Origin of the sequence: Williamsia herbipolensis (assembly GCF_036153515.1) — a bacterium.
Lineage (GTDB): Bacteria > Actinomycetota > Actinomycetes > Mycobacteriales > Mycobacteriaceae > Williamsia_A > Williamsia_A herbipolensis.
Map to the genome: position 1 here is coordinate 1,757,623 of NZ_CP108021.1, position 15,509 is coordinate 1,773,131.

15 protein-coding genes are annotated in these 15,509 nt (G+C 69.6%); 10 read left to right on the forward strand and 5 right to left on the reverse strand.

The window, feature by feature from the left end; translation table 11 throughout:
- The first annotated feature begins 107 nt into the window (after positions 1–107).
- Complete coding sequence (locus OG579_RS07885; protein WP_328859190.1) at positions 108–872, forward strand: acyl-[acyl-carrier-protein] thioesterase; 765 nt, start codon at positions 108–110, stop codon at positions 870–872.
- Between the two features lie 14 nt (positions 873–886).
- On the opposite strand, the gene OG579_RS07890 is transcribed toward OG579_RS07885, so the two are convergent.
- From OG579_RS07890 to OG579_RS07900, 3 genes are read right to left on the reverse strand one after another with little or no spacing between them, the layout of a single operon-like run.
- Positions 887–1,420 (reverse strand): DUF3558 domain-containing protein, encoded by a 534-nt coding sequence (locus OG579_RS07890; protein ID WP_055793826.1) that lies wholly within the window; start codon positions 1,418–1,420, stop codon positions 887–889.
- Between the two features lie 20 nt (positions 1,421–1,440).
- The gene (locus OG579_RS07895; RefSeq protein ID WP_328858682.1) at positions 1,441–2,004 is read right to left on the reverse strand and encodes a DUF3558 domain-containing protein; all 564 of its coding nucleotides are present in this window, start codon (positions 2,002–2,004) and stop codon (positions 1,441–1,443) included.
- 29 nt (positions 2,005–2,033) lie between these two features.
- Positions 2,034–2,420 carry an RNA-binding S4 domain-containing protein gene (locus OG579_RS07900; protein ID WP_328858683.1) on the reverse strand — a complete coding sequence of 129 codons (387 nt, stop codon included), beginning with the start codon at positions 2,418–2,420 and terminating at the stop codon, positions 2,034–2,036.
- On the opposite strand from OG579_RS07900, the gene OG579_RS07905 reads away from it, so the two are divergent.
- The 7 genes from OG579_RS07905 to OG579_RS07935 are packed head-to-tail and all read left to right on the forward strand — an operon-like array spanning position 2,419 to position 10,743.
- Complete coding sequence (locus tag OG579_RS07905) at positions 2,419–3,147, forward strand: TetR/AcrR family transcriptional regulator (protein WP_328858684.1); 729 nt, start codon at positions 2,419–2,421, stop codon at positions 3,145–3,147. The genes OG579_RS07900 and OG579_RS07905 overlap by 2 nt on opposite strands.
- Positions 3,144–4,406 (forward strand): MFS transporter, encoded by a 1,263-nt coding sequence (locus tag OG579_RS07910; protein ID WP_328858685.1) that lies wholly within the window; start codon positions 3,144–3,146, stop codon positions 4,404–4,406. The genes OG579_RS07905 and OG579_RS07910 overlap by 4 nt, the downstream gene beginning before the upstream one ends.
- Positions 4,403–5,626, forward strand: coding sequence for an alanine racemase (locus tag OG579_RS07915; protein ID WP_328858686.1), 1,224 nt, complete (start codon positions 4,403–4,405; stop codon positions 5,624–5,626). The genes OG579_RS07910 and OG579_RS07915 overlap by 4 nt, the downstream gene beginning before the upstream one ends.
- The gene (locus OG579_RS07920; protein WP_408068763.1) at positions 5,623–6,933 is read left to right on the forward strand and encodes a D-arabinono-1,4-lactone oxidase; all 1,311 of its coding nucleotides are present in this window, start codon (positions 5,623–5,625) and stop codon (positions 6,931–6,933) included. The genes OG579_RS07915 and OG579_RS07920 overlap by 4 nt, the downstream gene beginning before the upstream one ends.
- Positions 6,930–8,954, forward strand: a complete 2,025-nt coding sequence (locus OG579_RS07925; RefSeq protein WP_328858688.1) for a neutral/alkaline ceramidase — start codon at positions 6,930–6,932, stop codon at positions 8,952–8,954. Before OG579_RS07920 ends, OG579_RS07925 begins: the two co-directional genes overlap by 4 nt.
- Positions 8,955–8,989: 35 nt before the next feature.
- Entirely contained in the window at positions 8,990–10,180 is a 1,191-nt protein-coding gene (locus OG579_RS07930; protein ID WP_328858689.1) for an endonuclease/exonuclease/phosphatase family protein, read from the forward strand.
- Positions 10,181–10,227: 47 nt separating this feature from the next.
- The gene (locus tag OG579_RS07935) at positions 10,228–10,743 is read left to right on the forward strand and encodes a hypothetical protein (RefSeq protein WP_328858690.1); all 516 of its coding nucleotides are present in this window, start codon (positions 10,228–10,230) and stop codon (positions 10,741–10,743) included.
- Positions 10,744–10,874: 131 nt separating this feature from the next.
- Here OG579_RS07935 and OG579_RS07940 read toward each other — a convergent pair whose 3' ends face one another.
- Both OG579_RS07940 and OG579_RS07945 read right to left on the reverse strand, forming a co-directional pair.
- Positions 10,875–12,263 carry an amino acid permease gene (locus OG579_RS07940; RefSeq protein ID WP_328858691.1) on the reverse strand — a complete coding sequence of 463 codons (1,389 nt, stop codon included), beginning with the start codon at positions 12,261–12,263 and terminating at the stop codon, positions 10,875–10,877.
- Between the two features lie 30 nt (positions 12,264–12,293).
- Positions 12,294–13,526 (reverse strand): citrate/2-methylcitrate synthase, encoded by a 1,233-nt coding sequence (locus tag OG579_RS07945; protein ID WP_408068764.1) that lies wholly within the window; start codon positions 13,524–13,526, stop codon positions 12,294–12,296.
- A 104-nt stretch (positions 13,527–13,630) separates the two neighbouring features.
- Here OG579_RS07945 and OG579_RS07950 point away from each other — a divergent pair, with 104 nt between their 5' ends.
- Both OG579_RS07950 and OG579_RS07955 read left to right on the forward strand, forming a co-directional pair.
- Positions 13,631–14,779 carry a citrate/2-methylcitrate synthase gene (locus OG579_RS07950; RefSeq protein WP_328858692.1) on the forward strand — a complete coding sequence of 383 codons (1,149 nt, stop codon included), beginning with the start codon at positions 13,631–13,633 and terminating at the stop codon, positions 14,777–14,779.
- A 40-nt stretch (positions 14,780–14,819) separates the two neighbouring features.
- On the forward strand, positions 14,820–15,467 hold the full coding sequence (locus tag OG579_RS07955) for an HAD family hydrolase (protein WP_328858693.1): 648 nt from the start codon (positions 14,820–14,822) through the stop codon (positions 15,465–15,467).
- Positions 15,468–15,509: the final 42 nt, after the last annotated feature.

A 15,509-nucleotide genomic window follows, 5' to 3' on the forward strand; every position in this document is an offset into this window, starting at 1 on the left:
GGGGCCACGCCCATCCCCCAGCGGTGAAGAAGGTGTTCTGCGTGACCGAGGCCCCCCACGTCCCCGCGAATGCCGCCACCGGATCGGGATATCCGTTCGATCCCGAACTGGCCGATCGACTGGCCAAGGCGCAGTACTTCGAGGCTTCCTACCGCGTCCGGACCGGCGACGTCGACCAGCAGATGCGTGTGCGTCTCGACGGCACCGCGCGCTACCTGCAGGACATCGCCAACGACAACATCGAGGCCACCGACTTCCACGACTCCGATCCGTTCTGGATCGTGCGTCGCACGGTGATCGACGTGATCGAGCCCGTCACCTGGCCCGCCACGGTGACGCTGCAGCGCTGGTGCGGCGCGTTGTCGACCCGGTGGACCAACATGCGGGTGCGGATCACCGCCGAGCACGAGACGAACCGGTTCAACCCCGAGATGCGTCCGCCGGGGCTGATCGAGACGCAGGCGTTCTGGATCAACGTCAACGATCAGGGGATGCCGTCCCGCATCACCGATGAGGCGTTCGAGAAGCTCGCCGAGATGACCGACGAGCACCGGCTGCGGTGGAAGACGATGCACCCGGCCCCGCTGCCCGACGACGACGGCACCGACCGCGTCCACGTGCTCCGCAGCACCGATTTCGATCCGTTCAAGCACCTGAACAACGCGGCCTACTGGGAGGCGGTGGAGGACGAGTTGATCGATCACCCCGACCTCGTCGGGCGACGCCACCGCGCGATCATCGAGTACCTGCGTCCGGTGACGCCGGGCGCGCAGATGACGCTGCGACGTCGTCGTGTCGGCGACGAGTTGCTGATGTGGCTCATCGTCGACGACCAGGTCGCGGCGACGGTGAGCGTCACCGCGGCGGTGTGAACCGTGTCAGGTGATCACTGACCGCCGGTGAGCACCAGCTCCATCAGCTTGGTCGGCGCAGCACAGGGGTCGGCGGCCGCGGCGGTCGTGCGCGGTTCCACCCACCACGTGTAGACCCCGCGCGCCGGCGAGTTCGCGGTCACGCCGCACGCGGCGGGGCGCCGGGGATCGCGCTGGGTGAACGCGGCGGTGCTCGCGATCCGCACGTTCTCGGTCTCGTACCCGAGCTTCTTCGCGGTCTCCTTCTCGACCGAGACGGTGCCGGTCTCGAACCAGTTGAACGTGACGCCGGTGACGACCGCGCCGGTGACGACCCATCGGCAGATCGCGCCGTTGAAGGTCGACTCCGCGGTGGTGCCGCCGACGGTGGTCGCGATCTGGTCGAGGCTCAACAACCGGGTGCACTCCAGGGTCAGCCCGTCGTACTTGTCGGTGTCGACCGACCCGGGATCGGTCCCCGACCCGCCGCCCAGCGGAACCGCCGTGCCGTCGACCGACCGGCTGCATCCGGTGAACACCAGCAGGCACACACCGAGCACCGCGATCATCACCGCGACGGTCCGCCGTGTCACTTCGCACGCTCGATCGACATCGTGGACAGCTGCTTGGCCGCGCCGCACACCTGATCGGTCGAGCGCGAGGTCTCACCGGGTGCGGGCAGACCGTAACTGACCGACCACTCGAAGAAGTCGCCGCCGAACTCCATGCCGATCTCGCAGATGCCGACGTCGGAGGCGATGAAACCCTTGGCGCCGTTGATGGTCAGGTCGGAGACGGATTCACGGGAGAGCTGTTCGGTGGCGCGTTCGCGACCGATCGGACTGCCGCGATACCAGTTGAACGAGAACTGAGGCCCGAGCTGATCGGCGCTGGTGACCCATTCACATCCCGAGGAGTTGTTCGTGGTGTTGGTGAGTCCCGCGATGCCCACGATCTGCGACACCTCCGCGGTGGTGACCCCACCGCACTCGCCGAAGAAGGGCCCCGTCCCGGCCGCGGTGGCCGCGCTCGCCGACGCCGGCGAGGAGCCTCCGTCGCCGGAGTCCGAACACCCGGCCAGCAGCGCCACCGCGGCGATCACCACGGCCACGATCGCGACGAGCGACCGCGGGTCTGCTGGGGGTCGGTGCACACCGCCGAGTGTAGGGCCGCCGCCTGCGATCACGGAGAGTTCTCGCGTCCGCGCAGACGGTCGGTGTCGCGGCGTTCGCGTTTGGTGGGACGACCCGCACCCCGATCGCGCAACGGGATCGACGCCAGGACCTCCCGCGGCGGCGGAGGCGGGCTGCGGTCGATCATCGCCGCCGCGGCCACCGGGGGTCCCACGCGCTTGGACAGCACGGTCACGACCTCGACGATGCGGTCGCGGCCACCGACCCGCAGCCGCACCTCGTCGCCGGGGGCGACGTGCTGGGCGGGTTTCGCGGGCGTGCCGTTGACCTTCACGTGCCCGCCACGACAGGCCGATGCGGCTTGCGATCGCGTCTTGGTCAGCCGCACCGCCCAGATCCAGCTGTCGACGCGCGTACTCGGGGGCGGGCCGGACATGACTCCCACGATAATGCTCGCGCGATCGGTCACCGTCGGTTACGGTTCACGGCAACTGGGTCATTTGACCCACTTGCTTGCGCGTCAGGAGCCGATCATCGCCCGCGTACCCGTCGACGAACGTCGCGACCGCCTCGTGGCGGCCGCGTTCCGGGTGGTCGCCGAGCACGGTGTCGACGCCGCGACGACCCGACGCATCTGCGCCGAGGCCGGGATGTCGCTGGCGAGCTTCCACTACGCGTTCGATTCGCGGGCGGCGTTGCTCGAGGCGTTGGTGGTCGCCGGGTTGTCGAGCGAGGACACCGCGGTCCACGCCGTGCTCACCACGCCCGACGGCGAGCCGAGCGCCGATCCGACCGACCGACCCGACATCGACGACCTCCTGCGCGGCGGCCTGACCGGATACCTCGACAGCCTCGTCGCCGACCCGGCACGCGAACAGGCCATGATGGCGCTGGCCCGGTACGCGCGGCGCACACCGGGTCTCGAGGCGTTGGCCGCGCGGACCTACGAGCGCTACTACCAGCTCGCCGCCCGCGCGCTGACCGCCGCGACCGAGGCGTCCTGGCGACGGTGGCGCACCCCGCCCGAGGAACTCGCCCCCATCGTGGTCGCGGCCACCGACGGCCTCACCGTCGCCTACCTCACCACCGGCGATCTCGTGAACGCCCGTCGCATCGTCGACGCCTGTGTGACGGTGCTGCTCACCCACCTGGAACCGGCGTGACCCGGCCCGACACCGCGACACCGACCCGCGTAGACGCGCGGTGGATCGGGCTGTTCGCCGTCGCCTGGCTGGGGATCTGGATGGCGCAACTGACCCCGTTCCAGCTCACCCTGCCCGAGCAGATCAACGACCGACTCGGTATCGGCGACACGATCACCGACGACACCTGGCAGCACAGCGTCACCACCTTCGGTGTCGTGTCGGGGATCTCTGCGGTCTTCGCACTGATCGCGTTCCCGCTGACCGGCGCGCTGTCGGATCGCACCACGAGCCGCTTGGGCCGCCGCCGTCCGTGGATCGTGGGCGGGGTGCTCCTGTTCGCCGGCGCCCTGGCGATCCTCGGCACACGACACGGCCTGGTGGGCATCACCGTCTGCTGGTGTGTGGCCATCGTGGGCTTCAGCACCGCGTCGGCGGCATTGACCGCCCTGATCGGCGATCGGGTGCCGGTGGCGCAGCGCGGGGTGGTCTCGAGCTGGGTGTCGGCACCGCAGGCGATCGGCGTCATCGTCGGCATCGGACTGATCTCCGCGCTCGGGCTATCCACCGGCGCAGGCTCTCTCGTGGTCGCCGCCCTGCTGGTCGTGTGCGTGCTCCCCTTCGTGATCACCGTCGACGATCCCCCGCACCCGGCCCGGGATCGCGAGCGCCTCACCGTCGCCGGTGTCGTCGCCGAACTGTGGGTGTCGCCGCGCGAGCACCCCGACTTCGGGTGGACACTGCTCGGTCGGATCCTCGTCAACGTCGGCAACGCGCTGGGCACCTCGCTGCTCCTCTACTACCTGCAGTTCGGGCTCCGGGTCGACGACGCGCAGGGTGATCTGTTGCTGCTCACCGCGATCTACATGGTGTTCGTGATCTCGGCCGCCATCGGGTCGGGCATCCTCAGCGACCGGATCGGGCGCCGGAAGCCGTTCGTGCTGGCCGCGGGTGCGCTGCAGGGCCTCGCCGCCGCGGCCATCGCGATCTCGGCCGGCGTCCCCACCACGATGGTGGCCGCAGCCCTGCTCGGAGCGGGGTTCGGCAGCTTCCTCGGCGTCGACCAGGCGCTGGCCACCCAGGTACTCCCCTCCGCCGATCACACCGGAAAGGACCTCGGCATCATGAACATCGCCATGGCCGTGCCCCAGGCGCTCGGCCCCCTCCTCGGCGCCGGGATCGTCGCCGCGACAGGCGGATTCGTCGCCCTGTTCACCGTGTCGGCGATCCTCGGCATCGCGGGCGGACTGTCGGTCCTGCGCGTCCGGTCGGTCCGATGACCACCGCCGCCACCCACATCGATCAGTGGGACCGGATCGACCGCGCCACGGCACACCTCGACGGTCCGGTCGTCGCACTCGACCGCAACGCCTTCGAGGCGAACGTCGCCGACCTGCGTCGCCGTGCCGGCGGTATGCCGATCCGGGTCGCGTCGAAGTCCCTGCGGGTGCGGTCGGTGATCGATGACATCCTCGCGCGCGACGGCTTCGCCGGGGTGTTGGCCTACGACATCGACGAGGCCATCTGGTTGGCGACACGATCCGGCGTGACCGATGTGCTCATGGGGTATCCGACCGCGCGGCGCGCCTCGATCGCGGCCCTGGCCGCCGACGAGGTCGCCGCGTCGCGGGTGACGTTGCTCGTCGACTCGACCGACCACCTCGACCTCATCGATGCCGCCGCACCCGTTCGCGCACATCCGATCCGGGTCGCCATCGACCTCGACGCCTCGCTGGATGCGCCCCTCGTCGGTCACATCGGTGTCCACCGCTCCCCCGTCCACAGCGTCGACGACGCGGTCGCGTTGGCCAGGGCGATCGTGGCCCGTCCCGGGGTGACCCTGGTCGGCGTGATGTCGTACGAGGCCCAGATCGCCGGGGTCGGCGACGCCGCGCCCGGTGGCCTGGGAAGCGGCGCACCTCTGCGCAATCGGTTGATCCGCACGATGCAGACGGCGTCGATGGCCGAACTGCGCCGCCGCCGCGGTGCCGCCGTCGCCGCGATCGGCGAACTCTGCGACCTCGAGTTCGTCAATGCCGGTGGCACGGGTTCGCTCGAGGTGACCGCAGCCGACCCCTCGGTGACCGACATCGCCGCGGGCAGTGGGTTCTTCGGCGGGCACCTGTTCGACACCTACTCGCATTTCCGGCCCGCACCGGCACTCGGGTTCGGGCTGCAGGTGGTGCGCCGGCCGCGCCAGGGCATGGTCACCTGTCACGGGGGCGGGTGGATCGCCTCGGGTCCACCGGCGCCCGACCGACTCCCCCTGCCCGTGTGGCCGCCGGGTCTGGCCTACATCGACCGCGAGGCGGCCGGCGAGGTGCAGACCCCTCTGCGCGGCGACGCCGCCGACGCGCTCGCGATCGGTGACCGGGTCTGGTTCCGCCACACCAAGTCCGGCGAACCCGCCGAACACTGCGCAGCGATCGTGATCGTCGACGGCGACGAAGTCGTCGACACCGTGCCGACCTACCGAGGTGAAGGGATGTGTTTCCTGTGACGACGACGACTGTGCCGTGGACGAACTGGGGTCGCACGCAGGCGGTGACACCCCGCGAGGTGGTCCCCGTGACCGACGCCGACGACGTCGCGGCGGTGGTGCGTCGCGCACGCTCGGAGGGGGCCACCGTGAAGGCGGTCGGATCCGGACACAGCTTCAGCGGTCTCGCCGTCGCGCGCGACATCCAGATCGACACGACCGCGATGAGCGGGATCGTCCACGCCGACCCCGCCACCCGCCGAGTCACGGTGCGCGCGGGCACCCGGTTGCACGACCTGCCGGCCCTGCTCGAACCGCTGGGCCTGGCCATGCCCAATCTCGGTGACATCGACGCACAGAGCATCTCCGGTGCGACCTCGACCGGAACACACGGCACCGGGAGGAACTTCGGTGGCCTCGCCACCCAGATCGTCGGACTGACGTTGGTCACCGGCACCGGCGAGACGGTCACCGTGACCGACGACGACCGGGCGACCCTGCAGGCCGCCGCCCTCGGCCTCGGCGCCCTCGGCATCCTCACCGACATCACCCTCGCGTGCGTCCCCGCGTTCGCCCTCGAGGCGGTGGAACGACCCGTGCACGTCGACGACGCCATCGGCGGCTTCCTCGACTCCGTCGCGACCAACGACCACCACGAGTTCTACTGGTTCCCGCACACCGACGTCGCGCTCACCAAGACCAATCGACGGCTTCCGGCCGACACCCCGGCGCAGGGCCCCGGCAAGGTCCGCCGCTACCTCGACGATCAACTGCTCAGCAACGGGGTGTTCGGGGCGATGTGTTCGGCCGGGGCCCGCAGACCCTCGCTCACACCACGATTGGCGCGGATAGCCGGTGCGGCCCTGTCGGCGCGGCGGTTCGTCGACGCCTCGCACGAGGTGTTCGTCTCCGACAGGCGGGTGCGGTTCCGTGAGATGGAATACGCGATCCCCCTCGCGGAGATCCCCGAGGCCGTCGCCGAGATCCGGCACCTCATCGGCGCACGGGGATGGAAGGTGTCGTTCCCGATCGAGGTGCGGGCCGCCGCGGCCGACGAGTTGATGCTGTCGACGGCGTCGGGCCGCACCACCGGGTACATCGCGATGCACCGGTTCCACGGCGACCGCCCCGACGACTACTTCACCGAGGTCGAGAAGATCCTCTTCGCCCGCGACGGGCGACCGCACTGGGGCAAGATGCACACACGCACCGCCGACGACCTGCGCACGGTGTACCCCCGCTTCGACGAATTCCTCGCCGTGCGTGACATGTTCGATCCCGACCGCGTCTTCGCCAACGATCACCTGACAGGAGTTCTGGGCCGATGACCCCCGAGATGAGCGCCGGCGAGACCTCGTCGCCCGGGATCCGACGCAGGACCGTTCTGGGTGGCCTCGCCGCGGGCGCCGCGATCGGCGCCGCCGGCTCTGTAGCCGGCCGCGCTGCCGCGACGCCGGTGACCGGGCTGCTCGTCGGGGCCGGGAAGGCCGACGTCACCGGCGCCGTCGCCGGTCAGGGGATGATGGGGTACTCCGAGCAGGAGCAGGTGTCGACCGGGCTCCTGTCGCGGTGCTGGGCGCGGGCGTACATCGTGGTCGACCGCGCCACCGGTGAGCGGATCGTGTTCGTCAACGTCGACATCGCGTGCCTGTTCCAGTCGGTGCACATCGGCGTGATCGCCGCGCTGCGAACGCGTCTCGGCGGCGTCTACACCGAGCGCAACGTGAACCTCAACGCGACGCACAACCACAATTCGTGCGGCGGGACGGCCTGGGACTACGCCTACACGCTTGCCGCATACGGCTTCAAGAAGCGGTCCTACCGCGCGGAGGTCGACGGCATCGTCACCGCGATCGAGCGGGCCCACGCCACCCTCGCGCCCGGCTCGATCACGCTGGGCCGCACCGAACTCGGCGACGCGAGCGCCAACCGGTCGCGGATCGCGTTCGACCGCAACCCCGCCTCCGACCGACGCGTCTTCCCCCGCGCCATCGACCCGGCCGTCACCTCGCTACGTCTGCGCCGCGACGACGGCACCGACATCGGGCACATCACCTGGTTCGCCACACACGGCACCTCGCTGACCGACCGCAACACCCTCATCTCCGGCGACAACAAGGGATACGCCAGCTACCGCGCCGAGACCGAGAACCCCGGTGTGATCGCATCGTTCCCGCAGACCAATGCCGGTGACATGACACCCAACCTGTGGGTGCGTCCGTTGCGACCGGGTGGGCCGACGGCCGACAACCGCACGAACTGCCTCATCATCGGCGATCGGCAACACCGCGCCGGCGCGACGGCCCTCGGTGGCGCCCGCAGGATGTCGCGCAGCGGTGTCGCCTCGGCCGTCACCTACGTCGATTTCGCCGCGGTCGCGATCGACGGTCGCTACACACCCGACGGCCGACCGGCGCGGACCGGCGCGGCGTGTATGGGTGCCGCCGCGTTCGGGACCAGTCGAGAGGACAACTGGAATCTGCCCGTGCCCCTGTTCGACGAGGGCCAGAGGACACCGATCCCGCCGTCGCTGCGCGACATCCAGGCCCCGAAGCTGATCGTGGCGCCGTTGGGGCTGCTGCCGCCGTGGCCGTGGATCCCGCAGATCCTGCCCATCCAGCTCATGCGCATCGGTGATCTCGTGCTGGCTGGCGCTGCAGCGGAGTTCACGATCGTCGCCGGGCTACGGGTGCGGCGCACCGTCGCGGCCGCCCTGGGCGTCGACATCGACGACGTGCTCCTGCAGGGCTACGCCAACGGCTACAGCCAATACGTCACGACGCCCGAGGAGTACGACGCCCAGCAGTACGAGGGCGGCGAGACCCAGTTCGGCCGGTGGACGTTGTCGGCCTACCTGCAGGAGTTCGACCGCCTGGCGCGATCGATGGCCTCGGGGTCGGCGATCGGCCGGGGTCCGGCACCGCTGGACAAGTCCTCGATCCAACCCGATCTGCTGCCCGCAGTCCCATCGGACACCGCCGTCACGGGCCGTCGGTTCGGCGACGTGCTGACCGCGCCGCGGGCGTCGTACTCCCCCGGGTCGACGGTGGTGACCGACTTCGTCGGCGCGCACCCGACCAACGACTTCCGCACCGACGACACCTACCTCGCGATCGAGCGATCCGTCGACGGTCGGTGGACGCGGGTGTTCGACGACGACGACTGGTGCACCGAGTTCCACTGGCAGCGACCCGCCGGATCGGCGACCGCATCGGTGGTGAGTGTGCGATGGACGGTTCCCCAGGGCACGCGGGGACGGTTTCGCGTCCGCTACTTCGGGAACCGCAGGGCCGCAAGCGGCGCGGTCACACCGATCACCGGGACGAGCAGGGAGTTCACCGTTGCGTGACCTCCCGTTCGCTGACCGCCGCTAATGTTCGCCGGATGCGTATGCGTACCGCCCTCCTGGCCGCGCTCGTCGTCGCTCTCGGCACCGTGACGGCAACCCCGGCCGTGGCCGCACCCGGGTTCGGATCGTCCGGGGAGGCGTCCACGGTGCGCGTCGCGACGTACAACGCGAGCCTCAACCGCGGCTCGGCAGGCGCCCTGCTGACCGACCTCCGATCGGGGACCAACGCCCAGGCGAAGGTCATCGCGCAGATCGTCCAGATCAACCATCCGGACATCCTGCTGCTCAACGAGTTCGACTACTACCCGGGCCTCGAGGCCGCCAAGGCGTTCACCACGAACTACCTCCAGCGGTCGCAGAACGGGCACACTCCCGTCGACTATCCCTTCATGTACACCGCGCCGGTCAACACCGGCGTGCCGACCGGCCGTGATCTCAACGGCGACGGTCGCACCGACGGCCCCGACGACGCCTACGGGTTCGGGGCCTTCCCCGGCCAGTACGGGATGCTCGTGCTCTCGAAGTTCCCCATCGACACCGCGAAGGTGCGCACGTTCCGGAACTTCCTCTGGAAAGACCAGCCGGGCAACCTCATCCCACGCGACTACTACGGCGCAAATGCCGACATCCTGCGGTTGTCGAGCAAGTCGCACTGGGATCTGCCCATCGACGTCCACGGTCGCCGGATACACCTGCTGGCGTCGCATCCCACTCCCCCGAGCTTCGACGGTCCCGAGGACCGCAACGGACGTCGCAACCACGACGAGGTGCGGTTCTCCGCCGACTACATCGCCGGAGGTGCACGCGCGCAGTACATCCGCGACGACGCCGGCCGCCGTGGCGGTCTCGAATCCGGCGCCTCGTTCGTGATGGTCGGCGACCAGAACAGTGACCCCGCCGACGGTGGGCCGCCCGGACCCGGTGTCGGGGCGATCGGCCAGGTGTTGTCGTTGCCACGGGTGCACGACCCGTTGCCCACCTCGGCCGGTGCCGTGGTCGCCTCGGTCGGCGAGACCGGTCACCGTACGCCGCCCCAGCTGCGGACCGCGGACTTCTCCGACCCGGCTCCCGGCAACCTGCGGGTCGACTACGTCCTGCCGTCGAGGGATCTCCCGGTGGCCGGTGCCGCGGTCTTCTGGCCCGCTCCCGGGCAGCCCGGCGCAGAACTGATGCCGCCGACCGTCAGCAGCGATCACCGGTTGGTGTGGGTCGACCTGCGGATCTAGATCGCAGGGTTTGCGTCGATGTCCGATGGGGCTGCCACGATGGCGCGATGACCACACCGGGACCCTCCACCGACCCGATCATGGATCGGATCACCGCCGCGGTCGGAGCGCATCGCGTCGACGGCGACCCCCGCCACCGCGACACCCTCGTCGATCTGTGGGCGGAGATCACCGCCGGCGGTGACCCATTCCACCGGTGCGTGCTCGCCCACTACCTCGCGGACATGGTCGACGATCCGGCGCAGGCGCTGATGTGGGATGTACGTGCGCTCGACGCCGCCGACGTCCTCGACGACTCGCGCGCGCAGGAGCACCACGTGAGCCTGCAGGTGGCCGCGTTCTATCCGTCGCTGCACCTCAACATCGCCGACAATCTCCGGCGGCTCGGATCGTTCGACGCCGCGGCCGATCACCTCGACACCGCGCGGGCGCGCGCCGGTGCGCTCGCCGATCTCGGGCCGGAGCAGTCCGGCTACGTCGAGATGATGACGACGCTCATCGACGACATCGGCGTGATGATCCGGGACCGGTCCTCGGAGGCACGCTCGACGCACCCGGCCTGATCGGCACACCGCGCACCGAGAAGTGACTGAGAATTCCCTCTGAGCGGGCCGGCATCGCCGTGGGGACGACGCCGAGCCGCTGGGCGCGAAATCCCAGCAGCAGAGTCAGCTCTCGAGGGCGAAGAGAACGGTCACGCCGCGGTGCGTGCGCCTCGGCGGGTGGAGATCACGTAGCCCACGGTGACACCGGCGAACCAGATCGCGCCGACGACGACCGCGATACGGCCCGAGTCGCTGAAGAACAGCAGCACGACCACCATGGCGAAGAACGCCAGCGCGATGACGGTGCTGACGGGCGCCCAGGGCAGCCGGTAGTCCGACGCCTCGACCGTTCCCGCCGCCACCCGTGAGCGATAGACCATGTGGCTGATCAGGATCGAGCTCCACACGAAGATGATGCCCACGGTGGAGACCGACGTGATGTAGGCGAACGCGCGATCGGGGCTGATGATGTTCACGATCACGCCGATCACCATCACACCGGCCGACAGGACGATGCCGCCGATCGGTACCTGGCGGCTCGACATCACCGACAGCTTCTCCGGCGCCTCACCCCGTTGCGACAGACTGCGCAGCATGCGTCCGGTCGAGTAGATGCCGGAGTTGCACGACGACAGGGCAGCGGTCAGCAGGATGAAGTTGACGATGCCCGCGGCGCCGGGGATGCCGATGTAGCCGAACACCTCGACGAACGGGCTGTTGCCGTCGGAGAACTCGCGCCATCCGCGCACCGACAGGATGACCACGAGCGCACCGACGTAGAACAGGCCGATGCGGAACGGCAGCGTGTTGATCGCCTTGCGCAGGGTGACCTTCGGGTTGGCGGCCTCGCCCGCGGTGACGCCGACGAGTTCGACTCCCACGTAGGCGAACACGACGATCTGCAGGCTCAGCAGCGCCGAGCCGAACCCGGTCGCGAAGAAGCCGCCGTCGTTATACAGATTGGTCAGTGAGGGTCCCGTCTCGGGGCCGATGCCCGCGATGGGGAGCAGCACCAGCGTGCCGATGCCGATCATCGCAATGATGGCGGCGACCTTGATCATGGAGAACCAGAACTCGGCCTCGCCGAACACCTTGACCGAGATCAGGTTCGCCGCGAACAGCGCGATGAGCACGACGAGAGCGGTCACCCACACCGGGATCGACGGGAACCAGTAGTTGACGTACTTGCCCGCGACGGTGATCTCGGCCATGCAGGTGGTGGTCCACACCGCCCAGTAGGTCCACCCGTTGGTGAAACCCAGATACCGGCCGAGGAATTCGTGGGCGTACTCCGAGATGGACCCGGCGACCGGTCGGTAGATGAGGAGCTCACCGAGGGCGCGCATGACGACGAAGATCGCGAGTCCGGCCACGAGGTAGGCCAGGATGAGCGCCGGGCCGGCGTCCTCGATCGCGCCGCCGGCGCCGTAGAACAGGCCTGTCCCGATGGCGCCACCGAGGGCGATCATCTGCACGGTGCGGGCCGAGAGGCCGCGCTGGTAGCCGTCGTCGATCTCGTCGACCGTGTTCGAGGTCATTTTGCAAGGGTAACGGCGCGGTGACACCCGTCACGTCGCGGGTCGGACGCCCGTGTAGACACCTTCGGGCCGGAATCGCAGGCGCGGTGCGCGGTACTCCTCGATGGCGTGGGCGACCCAGCCGGCGATACGGGCGATGGCGAAGATCGTCTCGGCGGCGTCGGGCACCATGCGGTATCGCAGCGTGAACGCGGCCAGCGCGAGATCGGAGTTGACGAAGCCCCGGGGGCGCCCGGTGACGCCCGCGCGCACCGCCTCGACGGCCGCCAGCACGTCGCGGCGACCACCCTCGGCCTCCAGCCCTCGAAGCAGCGCGTCGGCGCGCGGATCGTGCGTGCGATAGACGATGTGTCCGCATCCGGGCGGCAAGTCGTGACCCCGCAGGTACTCCGCGACCCGATGCTGGGGCCCGTCGGCATCGGCGAGCACCGAGGCGAGGAAGTCGTACGCCAGGGTGGTCGCTCCGCCGTGCAGGGGCCCGTCGAACGCACCCAGTCCGGCCGAGATGACCGCGTAGATGCTGCCGCGTGCACTGGCCGCGACACGGGCCGCGACCGTGCCCGCGGCGAGGTCGTGATCGGCGAGCAGGATCAGCGCGGCGTTGAGCAGCCGGATCCGTGGGGCCGTCGGCGCCATGGGAGACAGTCGACACCACAAGCGTTGTGCCACCGTCGAACCCGCACCGGTCTCGGCCACCATCGGCAGGGTGTCCACGACGGCGTCGATGACGCCCCTCGCCTTGTGGGCCACGTCGTCGGCACCGATGCTGCCACGGGATCCGTCGGCGGCTCCCAGGAGGTCGACGGTGACCCGGATCCGGTCCAGTCGCCGACCGGCCCCGGGCAGGGTCGGAAGGGTGACGGCGGCCTGCGCCGCCGGGCAGTCGGACCCGGTGGTCGTCGTGCCCCAGAGGAGGTCGACGACCTCGAGGAAGTCGGCGGTGAAGGCGAGTTCGGTGGCGTCGTGCCCGCGGTAGTGGAGGCGGTCGTCGGCGAGCAGAGTGATCTCGGTGCGGATCCGTTCCACGACCCCGGCCGGGGGCCGTTGCTGGGTGCGGCGGCGCAGGGCCTCGACCTCGCCGACGGCGAACAGGCTGCCGCGGATGCCCGCGATGCGGACGCTCTCGAGCTGCCCACGACTGACGTACGCGTACACCGACGCCGGTTTGATCCCCAACGCACGGGCCACCTGAGCGGTGGTCAGGTAGTCGCGGCCGTCGTGTCGCATGGCCGTGGGCCACCGGTGTGGATGGCGTCGTGCCACGGTCGGACCTCCTTCGCCGATGTTGATCCGATCAACATTGACCGGCATGCCTCGTGCGTCGAATGTAGGGCCAGAACGCCTGAGCAGTCGAGGAGAAACGAGAGATGATGAGCGTCATCGTGGCCGAACCGGGTCTGTCCAATGTGTCGGTGGCACACACCGAGATCGGGGATGTGCGCGGCGAGGAGGGCTTCTACCAGTACCGGCAGTACAACGCCGTCTCCCTCGCGCGGTACCGCACGTTCGAGGAGGTGTGGTTCCTGTTCGTCCACGGTCGCCTCCCCGAGGCCTACGAGCTCGACCGCTTCGTGAACGAGGTGCGGTCCCTGCGCACGATCGGCGACGACCTGATGTCGGTGATCCGAGTGGTCGCCGCCACCGGTGGCGGTCGTCGGCCGCTGATCGGCCTGCGTACCGTAATGTCGTCGCTCGCCGAGCTCGAGGGGATGGCACCGCTGTGGGACGCCGATCCGGACACGCGCGTCCGGCATGCCCTGCGGGTCTGCGCGGTGACACCGACCATTTTGGCTGCCCTGCATCGCATCTCGAACGGCGACGAACCGGTGCCGGCCCGCGACGATCTCGACACCGCCGCCCACTGGCTGCACACGATCACCGGCGAGTTGCCCACACCCGAACACGCCCGGGCCGTCGAGCAGTACCTGATCGCGACGATCGACCACGGCTTCAACGCGTCGACCTTCACCGCGCGCGTGATCGCCTCGACCGGTGCCGATCTGGTGTCCGCGGTCTGCGGCGCCATCGGTGCGTTCTCCGGGCCGCTGCACGGCGGCGCACCCGACCGCGCACTCGACTCCCTCGACGAGATCGCGCTGACCGGTGGCGCCGAGGCGGCCACCGAATGGGCCCGTGGGCAGATGGCGGCAGGTGCACGGATCATGGGTTTCGGTCATGCGGTGTACCGCACCGTCGATCCCCGTTCGGAGTTGCTGCGGGACATCGCGAACGGCCTCGGCGGCGACACGGTCGACCTGGCCGTCGAGGTGGAGCGCGCGGTGGTGTCGGAGTTGGCCCGATCGCATCCCGACCGTCCGCTGTACGCCAACGTCGAGTTCTACGCGGGCGTGGTGATGGACCGCTGCGGGATCCCGCGGACCATGTTCACCCCGACCTTCACCGTGAGCCGGGTGGTCGGTTGGTGCGCCAACATCCTCGAGCAGGCCCAGAGCCGCAAGATCATCCGACCCCGCGCGACGTACGTGGGACCGGAGGTGGTGGAGCTCGTGAGCTGATCGACATCGATACGATGCGGCCATAAGGTTGCCACCGCGGGTGAGCGCGATCGTGTTCGACTGCGATGGTCTGCTTCTCGACACCGAGAGCTGCTGGTCACGTGCCGAGGCAGCCTTGTTCGCCGAGCACGGCCACGAATTCGGGCCGGCCGAGAAGGACATGCTCATCGGACGATCGGTCCCCGCCGCATGTGCAGAACTCGCGCGGTTCTTCGGCCGTCCCGATGACGGTCCGCTCATCGAGGCAGATCTCCTCGCGCGAGTGGGCGCGGAGTTGTCCGACGGTGCGGCGCCGATGCCCGGTGCACGAGCGCTGCTCGATGCTGTTGCGAGCCGTGTGCCGATCGCGGTCGCGACCAACAGCCCGCGGCACCTGTTGTCGGCGGCTCTGGGCACGTCAGGGTTCGATGGCTACTTCGAGGTCTCGGTGACCGCCGACGACGTCGCCCACGCCAAACCTCATCCCGAGCCCTACCTTGTGGCGTTCGAGCGGCTCGGCGCTCGACCGTCGGACGGTGTGGCCCTGGAGGATTCGTCGACGGGTGTGGTTGCGGCTCAGGCGGCGGGGGCCTTCGTGATCGCGGTGCCCTCACAGGTGGGGAAGGCCCTGTCCGCGGACTTCGTCACCGACGCGCTGACCGACCCGGAGATCGTGGCGTGGGGAAGGACTGTGCGGGAACTCGAATGAGGTGGAAGTGGATCGGCGGCGTGACGTCTCCCTCCACTCTCA